General features: G+C 48.2%; 23 protein-coding genes. 15 read left to right on the forward strand and 8 right to left on the reverse strand.

From position 1 onward, the window contains the following. Positions 1 to 15: 15 nt before the first annotated feature. Positions 16 to 1,512, reverse strand: a complete 1,497-nt coding sequence (gene putP, locus KDN34_RS02000) for a sodium/proline symporter PutP (protein ID WP_212595283.1) — start codon at positions 1,510 to 1,512, stop codon at positions 16 to 18. A 663-nt stretch (positions 1,513 to 2,175) separates the two neighbouring features. On the opposite strand from putP, the gene KDN34_RS02005 reads away from it, so the two are divergent. The 8 genes from KDN34_RS02005 to KDN34_RS02040 all read left to right on the forward strand — a co-directional run bounded on the left by KDN34_RS02005 (position 2,176) and on the right by KDN34_RS02040 (position 10,200). Further along, entirely contained in the window at positions 2,176 to 2,532 is a 357-nt protein-coding gene (locus KDN34_RS02005) for a metalloregulator ArsR/SmtB family transcription factor (protein WP_212595284.1), read from the forward strand. Between the two features lie 51 nt (positions 2,533 to 2,583). Then, entirely contained in the window at positions 2,584 to 3,579 is a 996-nt protein-coding gene (locus KDN34_RS02010; RefSeq protein ID WP_212595285.1) for a permease, read from the forward strand. A 10-nt stretch (positions 3,580 to 3,589) separates the two neighbouring features. Further along, positions 3,590 to 3,826 carry a thioredoxin family protein gene (locus tag KDN34_RS02015; RefSeq protein WP_212595286.1) on the forward strand — a complete coding sequence of 79 codons (237 nt, stop codon included), beginning with the start codon at positions 3,590 to 3,592 and terminating at the stop codon, positions 3,824 to 3,826. Positions 3,827 to 3,841: 15 nt separating this feature from the next. Next, positions 3,842 to 4,861 carry an ArsJ-associated glyceraldehyde-3-phosphate dehydrogenase gene (locus tag KDN34_RS02020; protein WP_212595287.1) on the forward strand — a complete coding sequence of 340 codons (1,020 nt, stop codon included), beginning with the start codon at positions 3,842 to 3,844 and terminating at the stop codon, positions 4,859 to 4,861. Further along, positions 4,861 to 6,072, forward strand: coding sequence for an organoarsenical effux MFS transporter ArsJ (gene arsJ / locus KDN34_RS02025; RefSeq protein ID WP_212595288.1), 1,212 nt, complete (start codon positions 4,861 to 4,863; stop codon positions 6,070 to 6,072). Before KDN34_RS02020 ends, arsJ begins: the two co-directional genes overlap by 1 nt. Positions 6,073 to 6,147: 75 nt before the next feature. Beyond that, a complete protein-coding gene (locus KDN34_RS02030; RefSeq protein ID WP_212595289.1) occupies positions 6,148 to 7,581 on the forward strand; it encodes an MBL fold metallo-hydrolase RNA specificity domain-containing protein in 1,434 nt (477 codons plus the stop codon). A gap of 141 nt (positions 7,582 to 7,722) precedes the next feature. Next, on the forward strand, positions 7,723 to 8,667 hold the full coding sequence (locus tag KDN34_RS02035; RefSeq protein WP_267459535.1) for a DMT family transporter: 945 nt from the start codon (positions 7,723 to 7,725) through the stop codon (positions 8,665 to 8,667). 159 nt (positions 8,668 to 8,826) lie between these two features. Continuing rightward, positions 8,827 to 10,200: an alanine/glycine:cation symporter family protein gene (locus tag KDN34_RS02040; protein ID WP_212595290.1), complete on the forward strand. Its 1,374-nt coding sequence runs from the start codon at positions 8,827 to 8,829 to the stop codon at positions 10,198 to 10,200. 70 nt (positions 10,201 to 10,270) lie between these two features. Here the strand turns inward: KDN34_RS02040 and KDN34_RS02045 are convergent, their stop codons facing one another. After that, on the reverse strand, positions 10,271 to 12,076 hold the full coding sequence (locus KDN34_RS02045; protein WP_212595291.1) for a M4 family metallopeptidase: 1,806 nt from the start codon (positions 12,074 to 12,076) through the stop codon (positions 10,271 to 10,273). Positions 12,077 to 12,475: 399 nt separating this feature from the next. Between KDN34_RS02045 and KDN34_RS02050 the strand changes: the two genes are divergently transcribed. Continuing rightward, positions 12,476 to 13,444, forward strand: a complete 969-nt coding sequence (locus KDN34_RS02050; protein WP_212596485.1) for a PDC sensor domain-containing protein — start codon at positions 12,476 to 12,478, stop codon at positions 13,442 to 13,444. Between the two features lie 12 nt (positions 13,445 to 13,456). Here the strand turns inward: KDN34_RS02050 and KDN34_RS02055 are convergent, their stop codons facing one another. Next, entirely contained in the window at positions 13,457 to 13,639 is a 183-nt protein-coding gene (locus KDN34_RS02055; protein WP_212595292.1) for a PA3496 family putative envelope integrity protein, read from the reverse strand. Between the two features lie 294 nt (positions 13,640 to 13,933). On the opposite strand from KDN34_RS02055, the gene KDN34_RS02060 reads away from it, so the two are divergent. From KDN34_RS02060 to KDN34_RS02070, 3 genes are read left to right on the forward strand one after another with little or no spacing between them, the layout of a single operon-like run. Then, positions 13,934 to 16,072: a CHASE domain-containing sensor histidine kinase gene (locus KDN34_RS02060; protein ID WP_228730395.1), complete on the forward strand. Its 2,139-nt coding sequence runs from the start codon at positions 13,934 to 13,936 to the stop codon at positions 16,070 to 16,072. Beyond that, positions 16,069 to 16,530: a response regulator gene (locus KDN34_RS02065; protein WP_212596487.1), complete on the forward strand. Its 462-nt coding sequence runs from the start codon at positions 16,069 to 16,071 to the stop codon at positions 16,528 to 16,530. Before KDN34_RS02060 ends, KDN34_RS02065 begins: the two co-directional genes overlap by 4 nt. Continuing rightward, positions 16,511 to 18,244 (forward strand): putative bifunctional diguanylate cyclase/phosphodiesterase, encoded by a 1,734-nt coding sequence (locus tag KDN34_RS02070; RefSeq protein ID WP_212595293.1) that lies wholly within the window; start codon positions 16,511 to 16,513, stop codon positions 18,242 to 18,244. Before KDN34_RS02065 ends, KDN34_RS02070 begins: the two co-directional genes overlap by 20 nt. A gap of 186 nt (positions 18,245 to 18,430) precedes the next feature. Here KDN34_RS02070 and KDN34_RS02075 read toward each other — a convergent pair whose 3' ends face one another. The 3 genes from KDN34_RS02075 to KDN34_RS02085 all read right to left on the reverse strand — a co-directional run bounded on the left by KDN34_RS02075 (position 18,431) and on the right by KDN34_RS02085 (position 20,184). Next, positions 18,431 to 19,129 (reverse strand): TorF family putative porin, encoded by a 699-nt coding sequence (locus KDN34_RS02075; protein WP_212595294.1) that lies wholly within the window; start codon positions 19,127 to 19,129, stop codon positions 18,431 to 18,433. 278 nt (positions 19,130 to 19,407) lie between these two features. Beyond that, complete coding sequence (locus KDN34_RS02080; RefSeq protein ID WP_212595295.1) at positions 19,408 to 19,680, reverse strand: HU family DNA-binding protein; 273 nt, start codon at positions 19,678 to 19,680, stop codon at positions 19,408 to 19,410. 198 nt (positions 19,681 to 19,878) lie between these two features. Next, positions 19,879 to 20,184 carry a hypothetical protein gene (locus tag KDN34_RS02085; RefSeq protein WP_212595296.1) on the reverse strand — a complete coding sequence of 102 codons (306 nt, stop codon included), beginning with the start codon at positions 20,182 to 20,184 and terminating at the stop codon, positions 19,879 to 19,881. Between the two features lie 197 nt (positions 20,185 to 20,381). Between KDN34_RS02085 and KDN34_RS02090 the strand changes: the two genes are divergently transcribed. Beyond that, positions 20,382 to 20,930 (forward strand): DUF3016 domain-containing protein, encoded by a 549-nt coding sequence (locus tag KDN34_RS02090; protein ID WP_212595297.1) that lies wholly within the window; start codon positions 20,382 to 20,384, stop codon positions 20,928 to 20,930. Between the two features lie 230 nt (positions 20,931 to 21,160). Here KDN34_RS02090 and KDN34_RS02095 read toward each other — a convergent pair whose 3' ends face one another. Further along, positions 21,161 to 21,475: a prephenate dehydrogenase gene (locus KDN34_RS02095; protein ID WP_212595298.1), complete on the reverse strand. Its 315-nt coding sequence runs from the start codon at positions 21,473 to 21,475 to the stop codon at positions 21,161 to 21,163. Positions 21,476 to 21,519: 44 nt separating this feature from the next. Here KDN34_RS02095 and KDN34_RS02100 point away from each other — a divergent pair, with 44 nt between their 5' ends. Then, positions 21,520 to 22,398 carry a TraB/GumN family protein gene (locus KDN34_RS02100; RefSeq protein WP_212595299.1) on the forward strand — a complete coding sequence of 293 codons (879 nt, stop codon included), beginning with the start codon at positions 21,520 to 21,522 and terminating at the stop codon, positions 22,396 to 22,398. On the opposite strand, the gene KDN34_RS02105 is transcribed toward KDN34_RS02100, so the two are convergent. Next, positions 22,399 to 23,166, reverse strand: coding sequence for a methyltransferase domain-containing protein (locus KDN34_RS02105; protein WP_212596488.1), 768 nt, complete (start codon positions 23,164 to 23,166; stop codon positions 22,399 to 22,401). A 183-nt stretch (positions 23,167 to 23,349) separates the two neighbouring features. Between KDN34_RS02105 and KDN34_RS02110 the strand changes: the two genes are divergently transcribed. Then, on the forward strand, positions 23,350 to 24,186 hold the full coding sequence (locus tag KDN34_RS02110) for a MaoC family dehydratase (RefSeq protein WP_212596489.1): 837 nt from the start codon (positions 23,350 to 23,352) through the stop codon (positions 24,184 to 24,186). The last annotated feature ends 111 nt before the right edge of the window (positions 24,187 to 24,297 follow it).

Genomic DNA, 24,297 nt, shown 5'->3' on the forward strand with positions numbered 1-24,297 from the left:
GGAAACAGGATAGAACTATATGAGTTCCTGAAGTTTTTCATTGGTGGCGTGAAACGTCTTTTGTACCGCTTTGGACGGATCTTTACCGAAATGGCTCACCAGAATGATGGTGGCGGAGCTGACTAAAAATCCTGGCACAATTTCATAAATCACGCTGGAGAGGGTTTTGCCATCTGGCAATACTGGCGCGTAAATCCAGAACAGCACGGTTACGGCCCCGGCGACAATACTGGAGACTGCGGCGGTGTGATTCATCTTGTGCCAGAACAGGCTGAACAGCACCAGCGGGCCGAACGCCGCACCAAAACCAGCCCAGGCGTTACTCACCAGATCCAGAATACTGCTAGAACGATCCATCGCCAGCAGGGTCGCTACCGCAGCAACCGCCACTACCCCAATGCGGCCGATGTTGACCAGCTTTTTCTCGTCAATGTCCTGATGGAACATGGCGCGATACACATCTTCGGTCAATGAGCTCGACGACACCAGCAACTGGCTGGAAATGGTACTCATCACTGCAGCCAGAATCGCCGCCAGCAGAAAACCCGTGATCAGCGGATGGAATAGGATCTGCGAAAAGACGATAAAAATAGTTTCTGGATCTTTCAGCGCCAGTCCGAATTTATGCACATAAGCCACACCTACCAGCCCGGTTGCCAAGGCTCCGATAATGGTAACCAGCATCCAGCACATACCGATATTGCGGGCAATTTTAATATCCTTGACCGAGCGGATCGCCATAAAGCGCACAATGATGTGCGGCTGACCAAAATAGCCGAGTCCCCATGCCAGACTGGAAACGATAGTCAGCAAACTGATGTGACTCATGGCGTCTGACAAAGAGTCGATGGTGCTGCGGGCATTGAGCAACATATCTTTGCTGCTATCAAACTGTTCGTAGGCGACATAAGGCACCAGTACCAACGCGACAAACATGATACAACCCTGCACAAAGTCGGTCATACTCACCGCCAGAAAGCCACCTAACAGCGTATAAGCCACCACCACGCCGACGGTTACAAATAGCCCCATTTGATAGTTCAGATGGAACGCGGTTTCAAACAGCTTGCCTCCGGCCACCAGACCGGATGAGGTATACAAAGTAAAGAACAGAATAATAACTGCGGCGGAGATCATTCGCACTGGGCCATTATTCAGGCCAAAACGTTTACTGAAAAAATCCGGCAAGGTAAGGGCGTCATCTGCTTCCACGGTATAGACCCGCAAGCGAGGCGCCACCAGCAAATAATTGAATAACGCCCCAATCAGCAGTCCGAGGGCGATCCAAATAGTGTTAAATCCTTGGACAAACATGGCGCCGGGTAAGCCCATTAACATCCAGCCACTCATATCAGAGGCGCCAGCGGATAATGCCGTTACCTGTGGGCTGACTTTTCGGCCGCCAAGAATGTATCCGGAAATATCATCAGTGGAATTTCGGTAGGCAAACAGGCCTATCGCTAACATGACCAAAAAATAGATGGCCAACGCAATATATGTTGAATAATCCATGTAATGAGTGCCTGTGTTTATCTGCCAATTGCTTGGTTAAGTTTTTGTCTGCACACGGGGAACAAATAGGTCGCGAGCAACAGCCAGAAGCAGCCGAGTTGTAGTAGATACACAGCTTGTTCTTTAAGACTAATGCGGTCAGTGGATGGATGACTGTCAGACTCCTGGGAGTAAGTGGCATTCATCGGAAGTTCTCCTTGAGTTATCGAGGTTCAAAACATTTCTTCGGAAAACCATTTGAGTACTAACCAAATAATTAATTAGTGTTCAAATAGTTTTTAAGGTGGCGCTATTATTGAATATTTGACAAGAATTATCAACTTTACCGCAATGGTACGTGTTTTTACGCTAGCAATAAAATCATTTAACTATCTGTTTATTAATTAATTATAATTGTTTTAAAAGATTTTTTAGTTATTTGATAAGTCTGATTTTGGCAGAGGTTTCAAGCTCCTTATTGTAGGCTTTTTGTTTGGCAAATCAGGATAAAATAATTCGAACTAAAAATAATTTTGTTGATTGTTTTTAATAGCTGCCTCAGATCACATTGTCATCAAAAATTCATGAACATATATGTTTTTGCGTATATATTGATATCCATATATTTACGGTCATTCACCGCTGTGGTTGCGTGTGGCGTATTGACCCATGGTGGAGCTTCCGATGGAACCAAGCGTATTTTTTAAGGCGATGGCGGATGATACCCGGTTGTGCTGTCTGCTGCTGATCCAGCAGCAAGGGGAGCTATGTGTCTGTGAGTTAACTGCGGCATTGGCGCAGAGTCAGCCCAAGGTCTCCCGCCACCTGGCGCAATTGCGGAATCAGGGAATTTTGCAGGATCGCCGTCAAGGGCAGTGGGTGTTTTATCGTTTTGATGAATCCTTGCCCGCTTGGTGTCGGCAGGTGCTGGCCGCGACTTTAGCAGAGAATCAGCCATTACTGGTTGAGCCGGTTACGAGGTTGCATGCCATGAACTGGCGGCCTGAGCGCTGCTGTGCGTCAGCGAAATGCAGCAGCTGACGGCGATTGGCTGACTGCCCAAGTTAATGACAAGTTATTTGAGGTACCGAGATGTTTGCAATCTTCACCGCCTTCGCAGATTGGTTGGTTTACGGCGTGCTGTCACTGAACCCTCACAGTCGTCTTGGCGAAGCGCTGCACTTTTTTGTTGAAGACACCGTCAAGATCTTTGTGTTGTTGTTGTTGATGATCTACGTGATTGCCTTGCTGCGCGCGTCGCTGAATGTCGAAAAAGTCCGCGATTATCTCGCCGGTAAAAATCGTGTTACCGGCTATCTGTTAGGTTCGGCTTTTGGTGCCGTCACGCCTTTTTGTTCCTGTTCCAGTATTCCGGCCTTTCTTGGCTTCACCTCCGCCGGTATCCCGGTGGGGATCACCATGGCGTTTCTCATTACCTCACCGCTGATCAACGAAGTGGCAGTACTGTTGCTGGTGGGACTACTGGGTTGGCAATTCACTGTGGTGTATGTGCTGGTGGGGATGCTGGTGGGTATCGTTTCCGGTGCATTTTTGGATGCAATTCATGCCGAGCGCTGGTTACAGTCGTTTGCGGCGAAAGCCTTGCAGCGGGGCCAACAGCAAACCAGTTGCGGAGCTAACTCACAAATACCGCAGCGGCTGGGCTGGCAGCAACGTCACGACTTTGCTGCCGCGGAGACCAAAGAGATTGTCGGTCGAGTCTGGAAATGGGTGTTTATCGGTGTCGGACTCGGCGCGGCGTTACACGGTTTTGTACCGGACGGCTGGGTGGAAAATCATCTGGGGCAGGGCCAATGGTGGTCAGTGCCGCTGGCGGTGTTAATAGGTGTGCCGCTGTATTCCAACGTCACCGGGATTGTGCCGGTGATGGAAAGCTTGCTGCAAAACGGTTTACCGGTCGGGACTACTTTGGCGTTTTGCATGGCGACCGTCGCCGCCAGTTTCCCGGAATTTGTGTTACTGAAACAGGTGATGCAGTGGCGTTTATTAGCCAGTGTGTTTGGCATCTTGCTATTGGCATTCACGCTGATCGGTTGGTTATTTAATCTGATAGGACCTGTGCTTTAAGGAGCAAAATATGAAAAATATCATTGTGTTAGGAAGTGGTTGTACTAAATGTGTCAAAACCGCAGAACTGATTGCTGAAACAGTGAAAGAACAGGGGGTTGATGCCACAGTCACTAAAGAAACTAACCCGGAAGTGATTATGGGTTATGGCGTGATGAGTACGCCTGCAGTCGTGATTGATGAGCAAGTGGTGCACAGCGGTTCTATGCCTCAAAAAGCGCAGATTGAAGCCTGGTTGACTAAATAAGTAAGAGGATATCCGATGACGATCCGTGTAGGAATTAATGGCTTTGGCCGAATTGGACGACTGGTATTGCGAGCCGCCTGGGAATGGCCCGAGTTGGAGTTTGTGCAGATAAACGATCCCGCTGGCAGTGCGGCTACGTTGGCTCATCTGCTGGAGTTTGATTCTGTGCACGGTCGCTGGCGGCGGCAGATTGGTGTCAATGGCGAGCAGATACAGATCGATGGTAAAACCATTGCTGTTACCGCCAACAAGGCCATTGCCGATACCGATTGGTCCGGCTGTGATGTCGTGATTGAAGCTTCGGGTAAAATGCGCAGCAAGGCGCTACTGCAAGCTTACCTGCAACAAGGGGTAAAGCGGGTAGTGGTCACCGCACCGGTAAAAGAGGACGGGGTGCTCAATGTCGTGATGGGGGTAAACCAGCAGCTGTTTGATCCTGCCCTGCATACCATCGTCACCGCGGCTTCCTGTACCACCAACTGTCTGGCACCGGTCGTTAAAGTGATCCACGAGAAGCTGGGGATCCGTCATGGTTCAATGACAACCATCCACGATTTGACTAACACGCAGACCATTCTTGATGCGCCGCACAAGGATCTGCGTCGTGCCCGTGCTTGCGGTGAGAGTTTGATCCCGACCACCACGGGTAGCGCCACCGCGATCACCCATATCTTTCCGGAACTCAAGGGGAAACTTAACGGCCATGCCGTAAGAGTGCCTTTAGCCAATGCTTCGCTGACCGATTGCGTGTTTGAACTACAACGGCCAACCACGGAAGCCGAGGTCAATCAGCTGCTGCGCGCAGCGGCTGAAGGGGAACTTAAAGGTATTCTCGGTTATGAAGAGCGGCCTTTGGTGTCAGTCGATTATCGCACCGATCCACGCTCCAGCATCATCGATGCTTTGTCCACTATGGTGATCAACGGTACTCAACTGAAGTTGTACTGTTGGTATGACAATGAATGGGGCTATGCCAACCGTACCGCCGAACTGGCGTTATTGGTAGGTCGGGCTGACAGTGGAGCTGCCGATTAATGACTTTTGTGAGTCCGGCGCTGCGACAGTATTTGATCATCACCGGTAATTATTGGGCGTTTACCCTTACCGATGGCGCACTGCGCATGCTGGTAGTGCTGTATTTCAATGACTTGGGGTACAGCGCCCTGTCCATTGCCATGCTGTTTCTGTTTTACGAGTTTTTTGGGGTAGTGACCAATCTGGTCGGCGGCTGGCTCGGCGCCCGCATTGGCCTCAATCGCACCATGAATATCGGCCTCGGCGTCCAGATCATTTCACTGGCGATGTTACTGGTGCCTGCTGCCTGGTTGACTGTACCTTGGGTGATGCTGGCACAGGCCATGTCCGGCATTGCCAAAGATCTCAATAAAATGAGTGCCAAGAGTGCGGTAAAAACACTGGTGTCTGGCGCAGATGCTCAAGGTCGGCTTTATCGTTATGTGGCGCTGCTGACTGGCTCGAAGAACACGCTCAAGGGCGTAGGCTTTTTTCTCGGCGGTGCACTGCTGACGTTGCTGGGTTTTGAAGGTGCCGTGATGGTGATGACGCTGGCACTGCTGGTTGTCTGGCAGATGTCGCTGATCTTATTGCGGCAGGATTTGGGCAAGGCGAAGAACAAGCCAAAATTTCGCGATATTTTTTCAAAAAGTCGCCCGGTGAATATCCTGTCTGCGGCACGCTTGTGTTTATTTGCGTCCCGTGATGTGTGGTTTGTGGTGGCGGTGCCGGTTTATCTCAGTAGTTATCTGGGTTGGGATAACTGGCTAGTCGGCTCTTTTCTGGCGAGCTGGGTCATCGCTTATGGCATCGTACAGGCGTTGGCTCCGATGCTGACGGGAGCCGTGAAAGGCTCGGCCGAAAACATTCCAGGCCGTACTGCGGCGGTGGGCTGGGTGGCATTGTTGATGGCGTTACCCGCGATGATTGCGCTGACGTTGCAATCCGGCGGCGACCCTCACTGGTGGTTACTCGGGGGCTTGTGGCTATTCGGTGCGGTGTTTGCGGTGAACTCCTCGCTGCACAGTTTTCTGATTGTGCATTACGCCAGTGAAGATGGCGTGTCGCTGGATGTCGGCTTCTACTACATGGCGAATGCGGCCGGGCGTTTGCTGGGTACCGTGCTTTCCGGTTTGTTGTATCAGCAATATGGGTTGAATGCGTGTTTGTGGTTCAGCAGTGGTCTGTTATTGCTGACATTTATCATCTCGTTTGCGTTACCGGAAAAGTAAAAAGTCGGCATAAAACAGGCATTTTGCCGCAATTGGGCTTAGGATTAACACAGGAGCACTGGCGGAGATTGTGTTATGACCATGACGCTGCAATGCCTGGGAGCTACCGGCGAAGTTACCGGTTCCTGCCACCTGGTGGAACTGAATGGCGTGCAACTACTGCTGGATTGCGGTTTGATCCAAGGCGGGAAAAAAGATGAATTGCGTAATCATGAGCCATTCTCTTTTAACCCGAAAACCCTTGGTGCGGTGTTGCTCAGCCATGCCCACATCGATCACTCTGGTCGTTTACCCTTGTTGATGAAGCGAGGGTACGACGGTCCCATTTATACCCATAAAGCCACCGCAGAACTCTGCGCCTTCATGTTGCGAGATGCCGCATCGCTGCAGCAGCGGAAAGTTGAACGTGACAATGAAAAGCGTGAAAAGGATGATTTGCCTGTATTGGAGCCGCTATATACCGAAGCGGATGTCGAAGCTGTCATGCAGCATTTTGTGCCACTGGAATATGATGTGTCATTTGAGCCCATCCCAGGGGTGAAAGTGTGTTATCGCGATGCCGGGCATATCCTTGGCTCAGCGATGCTGGAACTGTGGCTTAATGATGGGAAGCAACAGAAAAAAATTGTGTTCAGTGGCGATCTTGGCCGTGCTGGCATGCCACTATTACAGGACCCAAGCCTGATAGATGAGGCTGATTTAGTGCTAATGGAAAGCACTTATGGCGATCGTTGTCACCGTAGTTGGGAAGATACGCTCGAAGAGCTGAAAGCCATTTTTGCTAAAGCCATCAGTGAGAGTCATGGCAATATTTTAATTCCAGCGTTTTCCGTCGGGCGCTCGCAAGAGCTGTTGTATCTGTTTCACCTCTATGCCAAAGAATGGGATTTGGGCCGCTGGCAAATCTGTCTCGACAGCCCGATGGCTATCGAAGCAACCAAAGTGTATGTGCGTAATTACCCGTTAATGGATGATGATTTTCGGCGATTAGTGCAACTTCAACCCGGTAACCACCCACTGCTGAGCAACGTGCAGTTTGTGCAAAGCACTGAAGAATCGATGGCATTGAATGAAATTCATCGAGGGCTGATCATCATCGCCGGTAGTGGCATGTGCAATGGCGGACGTATTCGCAGTCATCTGGCACACAATCTGTTCCGGCCAGAATGCGACATTATTATCTGTGGCTTCCAGGCACTTGGTACGCCTGGTCGGTTGCTGGTAGACGGTGCTACGGAACTGACGGTGCATGGCAACACGGTGCCAGTAAATGCCCTGATCCACACCGTTGGTGGTCTGTCGGCTCATGCCGATCAGCAGGAATTGCTCGGTTGGTATCGGCATTTTAAACAGACGCCACCAGTGATATTGGTGCATGGTGAACCCCAGGCCCAGGAAACCTTCCAGCAGGTATTGCGCCAGGCGGATCCTTCGCCGCAGGTTGTGATCGCCAACATGGGGGATAAAGTGGATCTCAGTGCGCTGCCGACACTGACCTGGTTGAGCTGAATTTTTACACTGAAAACATTTACTCCCTAGACAATAGCGCTTGGCGTGATGCCATTGCTTTGGCAAAATATGGCCGTCCGGCACTGTCGCTGTTCGCGAATCCCTCCCTGCAGTTGTGCCTAAGTTGTTCCGGAGTTTCCCTTGTCTGCCAGTGCTGCCCGTCTAGGGTTGATATTTATGTCCACCACGGTCATTTTCTGGGGGGTAATGCCTATCGCCCTGAAATTGTCTGCGGAGTTTATTGATCCTGTCACTTTGACCTGGTTCCGCTTTGGCGTCGCTTTTGTGGTGACATTATTGCAACAGTGGTGGATGGGCGGACTTGCCGAATTTACTCGGTTACGACGCCGCGACTGGGTCAAATTGGGGCTGGCGGCATTGCTGCTGATAGGCAATTATGTCACCTTTGTGTTGGCGCTTAAGTATCTGGCGCCAGGGACAGTACAACTGAATTTCCAGACTTCTTCATTTTTCCTGGCATTAGGTGGCGTACTGTTTTTCGGTGAGCGTTTCTCTCGGATACAGTTACTCTGTTTCTCCGCGCTTGCTGTTGGCATGCTGTTGTTCTTTAATCCGTTTTTGGCAGGTGCCAGCGGTGGCGGCAAAGTGCTGCTGGGGGTGGCTATCGTGCAGCTTTCGGTGATTAGCTGGGTAAGCTATGCCTTACTACAGAAATCCCTTGGTCAGCGTTTGTCTCCGGTGAATGTGTTGCTCTTTATCTACGGTTTTTCTGTGCCGGTGTTATTGCCGTTCGCGCATCTGCAGCCGTTTATGGTAATGAGCAGCGATCAGTGGTGGATTGCCATTTTCTGTGCTGTCAGCACCTTAGTGGCATATGGCTGCTTTGGTCAGGCAATGAAATACTGGCCCGCTGCGCAAGTCGGGGCGTTAATGACGCTGACGCCGGTGCTGAGTTTTCTGGCAACCGATTTAGTCGTGCAACTTGGCTGGTGGCAGAACAGCTTTGCGTCTTCACACCTCAATTTGTTGTCGAAGATGGGCGTAGTGTTGATTGTGATGTCGGTGATGTTGGTGCAGCTGTTGCCCCACTGGCAACAACGCCAATTACGCTGTCCGCAAAACTAGCAGATTCAAATATCGCCTTACAGAACACTCGCGGTGTTATTGACTATTTCCAATTGTAAACCATTCGTTGTAACCTGAGGCTTCATTGTGCCTGAAGATGAACAATAAGATTCATCGAGCGCATAACGTCTATAAAAATAACAATGAAATGAGGTTTGGATGGAAGTTATAGTCTCTATAGTTAATCAAGTTAACTCCTTGGTATGGGGCGTTCCCATGCTGGTCATGATCCTCGGTGTAGGTTTGTACCTGTCACTTGGTCTGAAACTCATGCAGCTGACCAAATTAGGTCGCGGTTTCAGATTGCTCTGGTCCGGTCGTATTCCTGAAAAGGACGAAGATGTTAAAGGCCAGATTAGTCCATTTAATGCGCTGATGACGTCACTGTCTGCGACTATTGGTACGGGTAATATCGCCGGGGTCGCTACGGCGATTGCTGTCGGTGGCCCAGGGGCGCTGTTCTGGATGTGGTGTACCGCGCTGGTCGGTATGGCGACCAAATTCTCTGAGGCTGTACTCGCCGTTAAATATCGTGAAGAAGATGAACACGGTAACCACATTGGTGGTCCGATGTATTACATCAAAAATGGTCTGGGCAGTAAGTGGACCTGGCTTGGCACCTTATTCGCATTTTTTGGCGCCTTCGCAGGATTTGGTATTGGTAATACCGTGCAGGCCAACTCAGTAGCTGATGCCTTGTCGGCGAACTTTGGTGTTGCCCCTTGGCTTACTGGTATCGTCATGATGATTCTGGTCGGCGCAGTATTAATGGGTGGCATCAAGCGTATTGCGGATGTTGCCGGTAAATTAGTACCGCTGATGACCGTTTTCTACATCGTATGTGGTTTAGCAGTGCTGATTGTTTATATTGATGACATTCCAGCCGCGTTTATGTTAGTCGTTAAAAGTGCCTTTACGCCTACTGCCGCACAAGGTGGTTTTGCTGGTGCTGCCGTATGGGCGGCGATCCGTTATGGTGTCGCTCGTGGTGTTTTTTCTAACGAAGCTGGTCTTGGTAGTGCCCCAATCGCTCACGCAGCCGCACAGACCAATAATCCCGTCACGCAAGGATTAGTGGCAATGCTGGGTACCTTTATTGATACCATCGTTGTTTGTTCTATTACGGGCTTGTCGATTGTGGTCTCTGGGGCCTGGAGTTCTGGTGAAAATGGTGCGGCATTAACCTCTTACGCATTTAGTCACGCCTTTCCAATCGGGAACTATGTGGTGGCGATCGCCCTGGCAATTTTTGCGTTTACCACCATTCTTGGCTGGAGTTTTTACAGCGAAAAATGTGTGCAGTTTTTGTTTGGTGTGAAAGCGATAAAGCCTTTCCGGTTAATTTTTACCTTGGTGGTTCCTATTGGCGCTATCGCTAAACTGGATTTTATCTGGTTGTTGGCGGATACCCTGAATGCGATGATGGCATTACCTAACTTGATTGCCTTGTTACTCTTGAGTCCGGTGGTGTTCCGCCTGACCAGAGAGTACTTTAAAAAGCAGAAGGCATTGGCTGCGGCTAGAGCACAATAATGGACGGGACAGCGTGTCCAATGAAAAAGGGCAGCTTAGGCTGCCCTTTTTGATGCTGATGGCGCTGAGATTAGTATGAGCCAGTCAGGGTTACGCCGGAATATGCGGCATAGCCTTTCAACATAATGTAGAAGGTGCCAGCACTTGGGCGTCTGAAGGTACAGCTTTCATTATTACCACTGCGGTATGGTCGGCAGTCGTAACTGCTGGTGGTGGGTTCACTGCCATACTTCACGTAAAGATCCACATCGCCGGTACCGCCACTGGTTGCAATCGTGAGGGTTTTGACACCGGCAGGAACTGCAAAGGTCCATTTCTGTTCAGAACCACTCGCGCCGGAAATATCGGTCACAGGTTGCCCTTTGATCAGCTCTCCGGTGGTTGCAGGTGGTGGGGGAGTTGTGGCGGCGCAGCTAGCATCAACATCAACGCCGGTGAACGCGGTTTCTACATCGCTGACGCTGTAGCCCAGATCGGTAGCTGCCTGTGCCACACCACATGCTGCATCATCAAAGCCAGAATCGGCATTCCAATATAGCTGGTTCGCTTTTACAAAAACCTCAAAAGCCTTTTTGGTATCCCAGCCGGAGGTGGTGGCTAACAGGTAAAACGCGCGGTTAAACACCCCAGAGCTGTAATGCACGTCCAGTCCATCATAATAATCATTAGCGCTGTCGATGGAGGTTCCATCACGACTTGGCTGATCCATGTAGCGTAATGCGCCAGTGCCTTTGAAAATCTCTGCACCTACCATCCAGTCATTACCGCCTTTCATATAAAACTCGGCGGCTTCACCGGCCATATCGGAGAAGGCTTCGTTAATACCGCCGCTTTCGCCAGAATAGGTCAGGTTGGAATTCTGCTCAGTAAAGCCGTGGGAGACCTCATGTGCAGACACGTCGAGGCTGACCAGTGGATAGAAGGTCGTAGCGCCGTCACCGAAAGTCATCCCGGTACCATCCCAGAATGCATTTTCATAGTTACGGCCATAATGCACCCGCATCTGCAGTTTAAAGGTCAATGGTGAGGTATTGAACCAGTCGGAATACATATCAAAGATCACACCACCAAAATAGTGCGCATCGTTTTCGGCGGAGTAGGCGCCATTGATATAATTTTCCGGATTGTCTGGACAAGTAAACTGCACTACGGTGCCACTGCCGCTAGTGCGGTTGTTCATGTTCAGCGTGGTGACGTTAGTGTTATCCATCTGGCAGCTATCGTTAACAACCAGATAGCCATAGTCTGTACCGTAAAAGTATTCTCCGGTTTTCTCATTACCACCAGGACCGGTTGCCTGTTGTGCAAACGTCAGTTGCTGCCATTGTTTCAGCACGGCACCACTTTTCGCATCAATAACGGTCATCGGGCGACTGGGTGTTGGCGCAGCCACAAATACATCAACCAGGTAAGCCAAGTGGGCTTGTTGTGTGTCGTCCAACCAGATATACAATTTGGCAGTGTTGCGTTCCGCAGTATCAAGATGGTTCGCTTTAAGTGCCAGTGCAATGGCCTGTTGGTCATTGAATGCGGGTGTTACATCTGTCACCTCTGCATCCAACCCTTTGACATACTTCCCAGAGAAATTGGAGTAAACCCCCATAGGGCTGACATCTGCCGCCATGGAGACTCCAAAAACCTCAATGCCTTTGTAGAACTGGCGGATTCTTGATTTTGTTAACTTGCCGACGGCTACCTGACTGCCTTTAAAACTTTGGCTATCAGATAGTCCCAGTGCTTTACCAGGGGTAGCCGAGGGTGCCAGTGATTTCGCTTTAGCTGAGCCTGGTGCCACGTGAATTACCGACGCAGCAAATGCCACGGGGGATAACATGCTGGCAGCGATCAATGCTGCCGATAGAGCTTTTATCTTCATTGGAAAGGATCCTTCCTCAGGGTCATAGTTATTCAGTTTTTACAACTGAATGTAATGAATAATTAATATAAAGTTAAAAATCAATTAAAAAATAGTATATTTTTTGTTTAATTTAAAATTGAGGTAGATACAGTGTGTAAAACGTCAAAATAATATTTTTTGTCAAAATAACAACATGTTGAATGTGTTACTCCGCGCATGCCGATCTATTAAATGTTAAATTAACGTTAAAAATATAGAGGGTGGAATCTATCACTCCTGCTTACTTTTGGTGCGCCTGCTTAACATTGTGTCAAATAAATGAGAATAATTATTTTTAATGTATTGATTTAAATGATTTTTATGATTGGCATTAAAGCTGCTTAATGTTTATGAGGTTTGGGTTGCAAGGACCAGATGATGGCAAGCATGAGCTACCTCAGTGTGATAGAGCGTTACCATGAATATGAGCCGCTGGTACATGAACTGTTGGAATCGATACTGACAGGAATGTCCGATACTCAGTTGTTTGAAGACACTGGCAAAGCCATCAAGATTTTCAGTGAGGTGGCGGCACGTTATCCGTTTGTAGAACTGATGTACTTGCTCGATAACGCTGGGCGCCAGATCAGTCCTAATCTGGCATTGGTCAACCAACAAGTGAAGTTATTGTCGGTTGGCGAGAGCCCAGATCGTAGTCAACGTCCTTACTATCTGAATGTCAGAGACAAAACCGGCGTTCAAATTACTCAGCCATATTTATCAAATGCTTCTGGTTTATTGTGCCTCTCTGCATCGCTGGCACTGACATTGTCCTCCGGACAAAAGGGCTATGTGGTGGTTGATATCAATCTGACACGGTTGATTGAATTCATGATGGGTGACAGTACCAGACGTAAGGTCACCCCATTATTCAAAGCAGTTTATGCACTCTTGGTGCTGGGGCTATTTATTATCGTCGCGGTGTTAATGTTAATTGCTGCCCGAGATATCTGGCACTTATTGACGTTAGAGGCTGATTTACAACATGATTCACTTAAACCATTCGGTATCATCATTTTCATCACCCTGGCGTTGGCAGTCTTCGATTTGGGCAAAACCATTCTTGAAGAAGAGGTGCTGATGCATAAAGATATTTTCCGTCATAGCTCGACACGCCGGACGATCACGCGCTTTGTCTCCACCATCTTGATTGCGATCTCAATCGAAGCATTGCTCACTATGTTTAAAGCATCGTTAGGTGAAGTGCAGTATATTCAGGGGGCGATTATGATGATGCTGGCGGTTGTGGGCTTGCTGATTGCTCTGGGGCTGTATGTGTACCTAGGTGCTAAAGCAGAGATGCTGCTGACTCAGCAAAATCACAATTTGAAAGGAAAACAGGGCTGATGCCCTGTTTTGTTAAAATTCTTCGTCGTCATCCAGCCCTAGCGCTTTGCGCAACTGCATTCGTTCCAGATAATCCTCAAGACGGCGTTTCACTTCGCGCCGGTGCTTAAGCACTCTTTCTGCCTGACGGTTTTTAGGGACGGTCATTGCTTCGATTTCTGCATCGTCGGGCACTACATCAACTATATGGGCCATAAAGAACTCCTGTATGACTGATATATGTGAGATTTCTAGCCAAAAATCATGCGGCTGCAAAGCAAAAAAATTTCATCGGTACAGCAAAAGATTTTTATTGCTCTCTGGCAATCACTGTTTTCCTTTTGATGCTAATTTAGCAATGCGATGAATACTAAAGTGCGATCGTGCCAGCAATTTGTGAATCTACTGCCATTGGCCGGTGAACGTCAGTTCTCAACTGTGTGAAATCTTGATTTTTTTTAGTTAACTACCAGACTTGATCTGTTGCTCCCTAAAGGATGATAGCTGCGCATGGTAAAGGATTACGCAATTACGGATCCCCAAAAATTGGAACAGGAATTTCCGGAGTTCTCTATTCCACTGTCGGTATGGCTGGTGATGGCTTTTGCGTTGGTGTTCATTCTGATCGGCGGCTACCTGTTTAATTTTTATATTGAACAACGTGGACAGGAACGCTTTGAGTTTCAAACCCGGCTATTAAAAAATGCCATCAGCGAGCGTATGCGCACCTATGAGCAGGTGTTACGGGGCGGGCTAGGGCTATTTATGTCTTCGAGTAATGGTGTCACCCGTGAGGAATGGCACCATTACGTGCTTAATGCTCGTCTTAATGAGTTTTATCCTGGTATTCAAGGGTTGGGGTACAGTCAATTCATTACACAGGGCGAAATTCAGGGGATAGAAGCTGCCGCGCATACAGAAGGGGTGTCCGATTATGAGGTCTATCCCTCTGGCGCGCGACCACGCTACCTCGTCATTATCTATCTGGAGCCGTTTGATTGGCGTAATCGCCGCGCTTTAGGTTACGACATGTATGCTGAGCCGGTGAGGCGTAACGCTATCGATCGTGCCATAGCGACCGGCGAACCCTCCATTTCCGGAAAAATTACCCTAGTGCAGGAAACGGGTCAGGATCAGCAATCCGGATTTGTCATGTACCTGCCATTATATCAAGTAGCAGACAATGGCCAGCGTGTCGCGCAGGGAATGATCTATGCGCCATTTCGAATGAATAATCTGATGGACGGCATTGCCGGCGACCATTTCTCTGCATTGCAATTAGAGATTTACGACGGGTTTCCAAATGATGACAGTTCGCTGATGTTTCACAGTCGGCAACGACCAACAGAGGTTTTCTATCACAGTGAAGTTCCGTTAGATATTGGCGGTCATCAGTGGACATTGGTGACACGTAGCAGTAGTAGTTTTATCTCTTCCACGGAATCGCTTCAACGTGCGTTGTTAATAGCTTTTGGCGGTGTGTTTTGGGTATTGCTGTTTTATTTCCTATTGCATAACAGCAAAGCCCGCTTCAAGGAAATGCAGTTTTCGCGCGAGTTGCTGGCAAACGAAGAGCGCTTCCGTCTAGTGATAGAAGCTTCACCTTCCGCGTTGATAATAGTCAATCAAGAAGGCTTCATTACCTTGGTCAATGCCCATGCAGAACAGCTATTCAAGTATTCGCGCGAAGAAATGTTAGGGCAAAGCATCAATATGCTGCTACCAGAAGCGCAACGAGGCCAGCATAGTTACTACATGGCAGAGTATTTTCAACAGCCTATCGCCAAGAACATGTCGCGCCGGGACGACCTTTACGGGCAGAGTAGTGATGGTGGATTAATTGCGGTTGAAATCGGCCTGACGCCCATCATGTTCAGTGATGGTGCCGCAGTGTTAGCCACTATCAATGACATTTCCATCAGGAAACAAGCTGAGCTCGAAAAATCGCGCCATACCGCAGAATTAGAGCGAATAAATAAGGAGCTGGACAGTTTTGCTTATATCGCTTCTCACGATCTCAAATCACCCCTTAGAGGAATTGAGCAGCTCTCTGACTGGCTGACAGAGGATTTGGCTGACAATGCCAGTGATTCAGTTCAGAAATACTTGCAGTTGATCCGCAGTCGGGTGCAGCGAATGGAGTTATTGCTTGAGGGGTTGTTAGCATTCTCACGCGTAGGCAGAAAAGATGTGCAGCTAACTGCGACCGATACGGCTAAATTGGTGCAGGAAGTGTTTTCTTTGGTGAATTTGCAACCGGATTTTCACTTGGAGATGACGACAAGTATGCCGGACATTGTCACTGCCAGAGTGCCGCTTGAGCTAATTTTCCGCAATCTGTTTAGCAATGCTATTAAGCATCACGATAAACACCAAGGTGTGATCAAGGTAAGTTGCGAAGAACGTGAACAGCAGTTTTGCTTTTGCGTAGAAGATGATGGCCCGGGAATTTTGCCAGAGTTTCACGATAAGGCTTTTGCAATTTTTCAGACATTACGTCCTCGGGATGAGGTGGAAGGGAGTGGATTAGGCCTATCTCTGGTGAAGAAGTGCGTAGAGGGCGTTGGTGGCCGAGTCTGGCTCAAATCCGAGGGGCGCGGGTGCCGATTTTACTTTACCTGGCCCAAGGTGATGAAGGCGCACCAATGACCACTTTGCCATATAAAGACGTTTCTATCCTGCTAATTGATGACGACGATATTGATCATATGGCGGTGGCGCGGGCGATGACGCAATTGCGCTTACTCAATCCATTAGTCCGCGCACGGGATGGTGTCGAAGCGCTTGAGTTGCTGCGCCAGCAACGAGTGAAGTGTCCTTACCTGATTTTGCTGGATCTCAATATGCCACGAATGAATGGCATAGAGTTTCTTGAAGAATTGCGTCATGAGAAGGGGCTGTCGCAGTCAGTGGTCTTTGTGCTGACCACCTCAGCGGCAGATGAAGATAAGGTCGCGGCATATGAACATCATGTGGCCGGCTACATGGTAAAACACCACATTAAAGATGAGTTTTTAAGTATTTTCAATATGTTGGAAAATTATTGGCGGATTGTGGTATTGCCATGTGAGACGGGAGGTGATGACTATGGACCTGTTGCTGATTGATGACGATGAAATCGACAGAACTGCCATTGTCAGAGCGCTCGCTGGTTCAGATACCCACTTCAGTGTTGTTGAAGCTAACTGCGCCCGAGAGGGATTAGCCTGCGTTCGTCAACAACGCTTTGACGGCATCCTTCTGGACTATCGGTTACCAGATGCTGATGGCTTGGCGCTGTTACACAATCTGCATGCCGCCGTAAGCGATACCACGGCAGTTGTGATGATTTCTCGCTATGAGGATGAAAATCTCGCTGACCGTTGTATCGAGATGGGCGCTCAGGACTTCTTGTTGAAAGATGAGGTAAACACCCGAAGGTTAACTCGTGCCATTCGTCTAGCGAAACAACGTGCCAGCATGAGCCGAGCACTGCAAAGAACCCATGAGCGTTTGCGTGATCTGGCTGAACATGACTCTTTGACCGAATTGCTCAATCGTTACGGATTTGAGATTAGTCTGAGTCAACAGTTGGCCAATGCCCGTACCCGCAATACTGAACTCGCGTTAATCTTGTTAGATCTGGACGATTTCAAAGAAGTTAATGATACCCACGGGCATCAGATGGGGGATCGTTTATTAGTCCAAGTAGCCGAGCGGTTACAGCAGATGGTCCCTGCGCAATATCAATTGGCCCGAATTGGCGGTGACGAGTTTGTGGTGTTGTTATCCGGTATCGAAGTGTTACACGGTGCAGCGCAATTGGCGAATGAGCTGTTAGACGTTTTGCGTCCGGTGTTTTATATCGATAAACAACCGTTATTTATTGGGGCATGTGCCGGTATCGCCAGTTATGGCGATAAAGCTTCCGACAGTTATCAACTGCTTAAGTGTGCCGATATTGCACTTCATAAAGCCAAACAATTGGGCCGCAGCCAACTGCAATTTTATTCAGAAGCATTAGATGCCGCTGTTCGCCAACGTCACTATATCGCAACCGGCTTACGGTCAGCGCTGGAGCAACAGCAGTTTCAATTATTTTATCAGGGGAAATTTAATGCTGGCAGTGGTGAACTGGAAGGCATGGAAGCGCTGATACGCTGGCAACATCCGCAGGATGGCCTGATTGCTCCAGATTGCTTTTTACCTGTCGCCGAAGCATTAGGGATGATGGATGCTATTTGTGAATGGGTATTGCTAACGGCTTGCAAGCAAACACAGCAGTGGCAACAACTTTTGCAGGGGACTGCGCGCAAGCTGACCGTTGCCGTGAATTTATCGGCCTCACAAAATCTGCGCGATAAGTTATTAGCGCAGGTGCAGTCCGCGATCGCTGAGAGTGGATTAGCGCCAGCGTTATTGGAGTTGGAGATTACTGAAAACGCGTTGATTGAAGAACCTGCAAAACTCGCAAAAGTACTGGAACAGGTTGCGGCAATGGGGGTGACATTGTCGCTGGATGATTTCGGTACTGGCTTTTCATCATTGGAGCATATTAAAGACTTTCCGATCAATATCCTGAAAATTGATAAAAGTTTTGTTTGTGGTATTGAGCAAGATGAGCGCTCCAGACGGTTGTTGGCGGCATTGATTAACTTTGCTAACGGCTTTGATGTGATGTCGGTGGCTGAAGGTGTGGAAACTGAAGCTCAGGCCAATTTTTGCCGAGATCATGGCTGTTATCTGTTACAGGGTTATCTCTACTGCAAACCGATGCCAGCCGCAGCATTTTATCAACAGCATATCGAACCTCTGTTGAAGGCCGCGTCCGTTGATCACTAGGCGACAATCTCTTTTACTGGCGATATAGAACAAAACCCGCCATCCGCATAGCGGATGACGGGTCAAGATTCAGGCACGGCTGAAAGTCTATCAAAGATCATAAAAGTGGCCTTCCTGGCAGCACCTTGATCTCATTAAATTGTTATTATTATTTATCGTCGTTTTTATTTTAATTCATTGAAAATATTAGAATTCAAATTCGTAAGTATAACCCAGTACGAATTTGACATCGTCGCCTGGCAGATCGGTGTCTGCTAATTTGAAGGACACGGCGCCGATACTGGTATCTTTGGTGACAGATACGTTGTATTCAGAGTAGTTATCTACACCATACCAGCTGGTGATAACGTCACCGGTAGAGTAAGCGTAATAAGCGCCCAGTGTAATACTGTCAGCCAGAGGGTAGCTGGCAGCAACGTGGTAGTAAGTGTAATCTTTGTCATCCAGGCCATCGGCAGCAACATCGCTACCAGCGGTAACGAATTTAGCCACACCGAATTCCAACCATTTCCAGGTCAGTGAGCCGTAGAGTTCACCAAAATCGATGGAACCGGAAGCGTCTGGATATCCGTAGTACAGATAACCAACATCGTAGCTCCAGTCATCATTGATGGAATTAGAGAAGCCGCCATAGATGTCCATCTCGTAAGTGGTGTCGCCATCATCACCAAAGTCGACGTTAGAACCCCAAGTACCGATGTAAAAACCAGACTCGTGAGCGTAATCAATGCCACCCTGTACGGCTGCACCATTAGCAGTCTGAGTAACACCACGCCACAAATAGTTTGAGGTAGCACCGATATTTCCGGTTACGGTCGCCTGACTCATTGGTGCGATTAACATTAGACCAGCTAGTGTTCCCAACGACAGCAGTGTTTTTTTCATTCTCATCCCCTTTTCCCTTTTTTAAAGTTGCCGGAGATCCGGAAATTGGCCGGAACGTCGGCTTTTCATTTTGTTGAGTAAATCCGTGGAGTGTAGAGCTAAAGCCGTGCCAAAAGTAAATCTTTATTTTTTACATAAGCTTAACGAATTCATGCCGTATATACGAACAATTGTGTGCATCAATTTGGCACCATATGCACAGAATTGGTGCAGTATGATTGATGGCTAACCTAATAAAAACGCCTCATAAAGAGGCGTTTTTATTGGCAAACTGAATTTCAGTTCACGCTGTCTTTTAATGCTTTGCCAGCTTTGAATTTAGGCACAGTGGCTTCAGCAATTTGAATTTCCTGACCTGTCAGAGGATTACGACCTGTTCTGGCAGCGCGAGTTGATGTTTCAAAAGAGCCAAACCCCACAATAGATACTTTATCACCGGCTTTGAGTGCTTCTGTTACTGCAGATTCTAAGGACTTAAGTGCCAGAGTGGCTTCAGCTTTTGTAAGTTCAGCTTTCTCTGCCATGTTGGCAATGAGTTCAGTTTTATTCATTTTTATACTCTCTTCTCTTTTCTTTCCGTAGATATTGTTATAGCCATGTTAACTTGCCACAAGGCGCAGGCTAATGAAAGTGAATTTTCCATTTTTGCTGTGGACGTCTTGTAACTGCGTCACTTCGCTTGGTTTAACTAATATGAATGGTGCCAGCGGTCGTTAGGAAACATGCTGTCTTTATCTTAAGCGCCGCCATCAGTGATTGCGCATCTCTTCGCACACATATCCCTGGCGTCGAGAATCAAAGCGACAACCACCTCCACATTCCCAAGGCGAATTTTCATATTTCGCTGATTGAGTTGTCGCGTATTCCCGACATTGTTGATAGCTCGTAAATCCTTCCTTTTTGAGATAGTTAGCTGAACCAAAACCGTGGTGATAGACAAATGCGGTCCAGGTGTCGGGGATCGTTTCCTGGGAATTTTGGTTAATCCAGAAAATTGCACTGGCAAATGCAGCAAAGAGCGCAATGGTCAAAATAATCGGTGCGGATAGTTTCACAGAAGCTTCTCCAGATAAGTATACGCAAGGAACGCTGTAAAAAATGATAAAGTTTACTTAATCTTGGAACTAGGGGTTAAATGTAATATCCAATCTTTTGGAATAAGTTTTGAGTAATTCGTAACATCAGAGGGTCACCGGGTTCTCGTTAGATCGACGATCTGCGGCGATCTCCTGCTGCCGACAAGGAGGCAAACATGAAAATTGGCTATCTGTTATTTGCAGGCATGCTCGGTGTTATGAGTACCGGTTGTGCTGTCGCAACGGAAGAAGCGGCTGACGCGGCTGCGGCGAACCCGATAACGACTGTTGGAAAAGTTAAAATTGAATGGCAGAACCCGGATAAGTATCGCGATATACGCACGGCTTCAGAACTGCAGAAACGGTTTCAACAACGAATGTTTGAAAGTTTGACTAAGGCACTTGATCAGGCTTCAAGCAAAGTTCTGAAAGATAAAGAAAAGCTTGAGTTAGTGGTGACTGATGTCGATTTGGCCGGGGATTTACGTCCGACCTTTGGTAAAGCCGCCGTCAGTGAAATTCGTGTTGTCAAAGATATCTATCCACCACAAATTAACTTCACTTACCGGGTACTGGATGGTGATCAGGTGATTATGGTGGGATCTGAGAAATTGCATGATCTTATGTTTATGAATCGTATCTACGCCAACGATAATACGACCTTCAGATATGAAGAAGGTATGCTCAAAGACTGGTTTAATAAAACCGTCGCTCCCAAATTGTAATTGCCTCGGGCAAATCGCAATTCATCTCTGTAACAGGCAAAATTCATCAAAAGATGAGTTTTGCCTGTTTCTTTGCTAGTAAACCAACACTCGTCTGTGATTATGCCGGATTAGCGCAAATATTCGCTCAAAGGCTCGGATAACCGTCATTGCACCGGGCGCGGTTACTTTTAGCATTTCAGTGAAAAACAGTGGCACTTGGCGAACGGCTTCAAAAATGGCCTAAGTAATTACTGACGACGCTGTTCCTTAAACAAGGACAATGTTTGCAATAAAATGGCGAGTTGCTTGACCACATGTTCCAGATCTTCCTGAGACGGTGCTTTGTCCTCTTCCAGTTCTGCCACCGCTTCAGCCAATTCCTGTACATAGGGTAAAAAACGCGTACTGGAGGTGCTAAATCCCTGTTCATTAGTGAAAATCTGGGCAAATTTTGCATGCCCTTGTTGTTGCAGCTGATCAAGACCGTTATCAGCATCTACTGCCTGCCGGTAAGCGAGCTGCAAGTTGGTCTTCAGTTGCGCTATGACCTTGGTATATGGCATAACGGATCCCTTTAGTAAATTTATGGGAATTATAAGGAACCCCAATGGTGTCAACAAGCCGCTGGATAGGATTGCTATGGGGTTTTGCCCTATTTTTGAACACAGCGTATGCCGCTGCACCGCCTTTGACGCCATTATTTTACCAAGTGGAGTTACAGGGAAAGACGGCTTGGATTCTGGGTTCTTTTCATGTGGGGAAGGCCAACTTTTACCCGCTGCCACCACCGATAATGCGCGCCTTTCAGCAATCCTCTGCGTTGGTACTTGAGGCCGATGTTCGTGATCCCAAAATCTCTCAATGGGTTGCGCAATATGGGATGCAACCTGCTGAGGCTGATGCCCCGACCCGCAAGCTATTGGATGCATACTGTCAGCCATTAGGGATCTGTCAGCAGCTTGCGCAGTTTTCACCTTGGCTACAATCAATTCAAATCAGTATGTTGCGTTTTACTCAAATGGGGTTGTCGCCCCAATTTGGTGTTGAACAGCAACTATTGACTCTTAATGGTGCGCGGCCGTTGTTGGAATTAGAGAGTACTCGCAGCCAACTGGCGATGTTGTCTAGTTTTGATATGGATATTCAGTGGGCAATGGTCAGAGACAGTATTGAAGCTCCGGATACGGATATTCAGGCTTTGGTAGATGCCTGGCGCCGTGGTGATGAAGCCACCATTGCTAAATTAATGCGCCAACAGCTGGAAACCGAAGGTGGATACCAGATGCTGGACAAAATGCTCTGGCAGCGTAATCGCCAGATGGCTGAGCGTTTGCAGCAACTGTTAGCACAGCAATCACAGCCACTGTTTGTGGCCGTTGGTAGCGGTCATCTTGCCGGAGATCGCAGCTTGCTGCAGTATCTGCGACAGGCAGGCGCTAACATACGTAATTGCTGGCAGCAACCATGCGATATTAGTGCAAACTAATCAGTGTTTGTGGCCGATAAAATGGATATAACGTCCTAACGACAGATAAGGTTCACGCCGGGAGTATTCGAGTTCAATATCGATCAACTGGCGTTCATCATAGTTATCAGGCATCCGTTTGTTCATATAGTCGTGAATGACACGCACACCGGATGCGCACCGTAACGTCAATGACCACTCATCGAACCATTTCCGGACCGTCGGGATTTCCAGCGGATGTTCTGGGCTCAGACGATTTTTCTTTTTGGATTTAAGGCCGTTGCGCACATAGTCAAAATTACCGGCGGTGAGTGCATGGAAGCGCATCGCTTCCTTGTTGTAAAACATCAGCGAGAACAAACCGCTGGGTTGCAACAGCGTCAGCAATTGTTGCAAGGTATCCTTGGCGTCCGCTAGCCATTCAGCGACAGCATGACAGAGAATGAGATCAAACTGGCCCAGCTCTTCCGCTTTCAACTCTTGAATGGGCGCGTGAACCAGTGAAATATCCACAGCGGATGGCTCTGCATCAATCAATTGCTGTGCTTGCTGTAACATCGCTTCTGAGATATCGCATAGCACTACCTGATGACCCAGCTGTGCGAGCTTCAAACTGAAATAACCAAAGCCGCCGCCAGCATCCAGAATACGCAGGGGCTTTTGGCCCAATAATGGTAGTTGCTCCTGCAAATCACGCCAAAGCACTGCCATCCGGATATCACCTTTGGTGGTGCCGTAAATGTTATGGGCAAATTTTTGCGCCAGTTTATCGAAGTTCTTGTCCTGCACGACGGAATAACTTAGGGTGTGGAAAGTGCATAGTGTCTCATACTCAAAGATCATTGGCACTGGTTACCGTTGCTGAACGTGAATTCGTACTAAGACCTGAAGCAAAGTATGGTTATAATACTCATCTGTGTGAAATAGGAGTGGTAGACGTTGGTGATGGAATCCTGTTTGGAATTGCGGGCAATGCCCTCGTTGTTTTCCTTATATCGCAAGATTTTCTTTGGGCGCAAGCCAGGCTGGGATCAGCAGCCTTTGCCACATCTTCAGGTGAGTGCCCGTCAAGTACAGTTATCTGCGGTTAAAGTAGCAGAGTATGCTGACGTGTGCGGCTATGCGTTTGATGGACAATTCCTGCCTCCCACCTATCTGTATGTCGCGGCGTTTCGATTGCATGCCACTATCTTTACTCATGACGCGATTACCTTCCCGTTATTAGGGCTGATCCATTTACGCAACCAGATCCGTTGCTATCGGGCCGTTGCAGTAGATGAGTGTCTGGATATTGATTGTTCTGTTGGTGCTAGTCGTGAAACTGATTCTGGACTGGAGTTTGAATTAGTCTCCAAGATATACAACGGTGAAGCGTTGGTGTGGGAAGCGTCTTCTGTTTACCTGTACCGCATGGACAAGCCAGGCCGCCGGGCTCGGCCACCCAAGGGTTCCGATATGGATTGGCAACAACCGGTGTTCTGGGAACTGGGTGAAGATCTTGGCCGTCGTTACGCCAGAGCTTCCGGTGATTACAATCTCATTCATCTACACCCATTGTTATCAAAGCGCTTTGGTTTTGACCGAGTGTTAGCACATGGTATGTGGTCGAAAGCGCGCTGTGTCGCTGAGCTAATGCCACAAATCCGTGACCGTCCCGTCGCCATTGATGTGGAATTTAAGTTGCCATTGTTTATGCCTGCACGGGTAAGTTTTAATGCGGAAACTTCCGAGACGGGCATTCGCTTCGAATTACGTGATCAAAAAGGGCGTCGGCCCCATCTGATTGGTCAGGTAACCTTTTTGGACTAAGGCAGTTGCCAGTAAAGACCGCTGTTTTTTGATATGGATTGTGTAATTTTCTTCTGAAACTGTATATCACTTTTACCGGAGCACGGATTGCTCTAGTATGCGCGCTCATAA

Source organism: Shewanella yunxiaonensis (assembly GCF_018223345.1).
Classification (GTDB): Bacteria; Pseudomonadota; Gammaproteobacteria; order Enterobacterales; family Shewanellaceae; genus Shewanella; species Shewanella yunxiaonensis.

Excerpts from the sequence above, each read along its gene's own strand:
- KDN34_RS02020 (WP_212595287.1), top strand. The coding sequence starts at position 3,842 with ATGACGATCCGTGTAGGAATTAATGGCTTTGGCCGAATTGGACGACTG.
- KDN34_RS02070 (WP_212595293.1), top strand. The coding sequence starts at position 16,511 with ATGGACCTGTTGCTGATTGATGACGATGAAATCGACAGAACTGCCATT.
- KDN34_RS02080 (WP_212595295.1), bottom strand. The coding sequence starts at position 19,680 with ATGAATAAAACTGAACTCATTGCCAACATGGCAGAGAAAGCTGAACTT.
- KDN34_RS02060 (WP_228730395.1), top strand. The coding sequence starts at position 13,934 with ATGGTAAAGGATTACGCAATTACGGATCCCCAAAAATTGGAACAGGAA.
- KDN34_RS02045 (WP_212595291.1), bottom strand. The coding sequence starts at position 12,076 with ATGAAGATAAAAGCTCTATCGGCAGCATTGATCGCTGCCAGCATGTTA.
- KDN34_RS02110 (WP_212596489.1), top strand. The coding sequence starts at position 23,350 with ATGCCCTCGTTGTTTTCCTTATATCGCAAGATTTTCTTTGGGCGCAAG.
- KDN34_RS02075 (WP_212595294.1), bottom strand. The coding sequence starts at position 19,129 with ATGAAAAAAACACTGCTGTCGTTGGGAACACTAGCTGGTCTAATGTTA.
- KDN34_RS02030 (WP_212595289.1), top strand. The coding sequence starts at position 6,148 with ATGACCATGACGCTGCAATGCCTGGGAGCTACCGGCGAAGTTACCGGT.
- KDN34_RS02005 (WP_212595284.1), top strand. The coding sequence starts at position 2,176 with ATGGAACCAAGCGTATTTTTTAAGGCGATGGCGGATGATACCCGGTTG.
- arsJ (WP_212595288.1), top strand. The coding sequence starts at position 4,861 with ATGACTTTTGTGAGTCCGGCGCTGCGACAGTATTTGATCATCACCGGT.
- KDN34_RS02015 (WP_212595286.1), top strand. The coding sequence starts at position 3,590 with ATGAAAAATATCATTGTGTTAGGAAGTGGTTGTACTAAATGTGTCAAA.
- KDN34_RS02040 (WP_212595290.1), top strand. The coding sequence starts at position 8,827 with ATGGAAGTTATAGTCTCTATAGTTAATCAAGTTAACTCCTTGGTATGG.
- KDN34_RS02010 (WP_212595285.1), top strand. The coding sequence starts at position 2,584 with ATGTTTGCAATCTTCACCGCCTTCGCAGATTGGTTGGTTTACGGCGTG.
- KDN34_RS02095 (WP_212595298.1), bottom strand. The coding sequence starts at position 21,475 with ATGCCATATACCAAGGTCATAGCGCAACTGAAGACCAACTTGCAGCTC.
- KDN34_RS02065 (WP_212596487.1), top strand. The coding sequence starts at position 16,069 with ATGACCACTTTGCCATATAAAGACGTTTCTATCCTGCTAATTGATGAC.
- KDN34_RS02090 (WP_212595297.1), top strand. The coding sequence starts at position 20,382 with ATGAAAATTGGCTATCTGTTATTTGCAGGCATGCTCGGTGTTATGAGT.
- KDN34_RS02100 (WP_212595299.1), top strand. The coding sequence starts at position 21,520 with ATGGTGTCAACAAGCCGCTGGATAGGATTGCTATGGGGTTTTGCCCTA.
- putP (WP_212595283.1), bottom strand. The coding sequence starts at position 1,512 with ATGGATTATTCAACATATATTGCGTTGGCCATCTATTTTTTGGTCATG.
- KDN34_RS02055 (WP_212595292.1), bottom strand. The coding sequence starts at position 13,639 with ATGGCCCATATAGTTGATGTAGTGCCCGACGATGCAGAAATCGAAGCA.
- KDN34_RS02050 (WP_212596485.1), top strand. The coding sequence starts at position 12,476 with ATGGCAAGCATGAGCTACCTCAGTGTGATAGAGCGTTACCATGAATAT.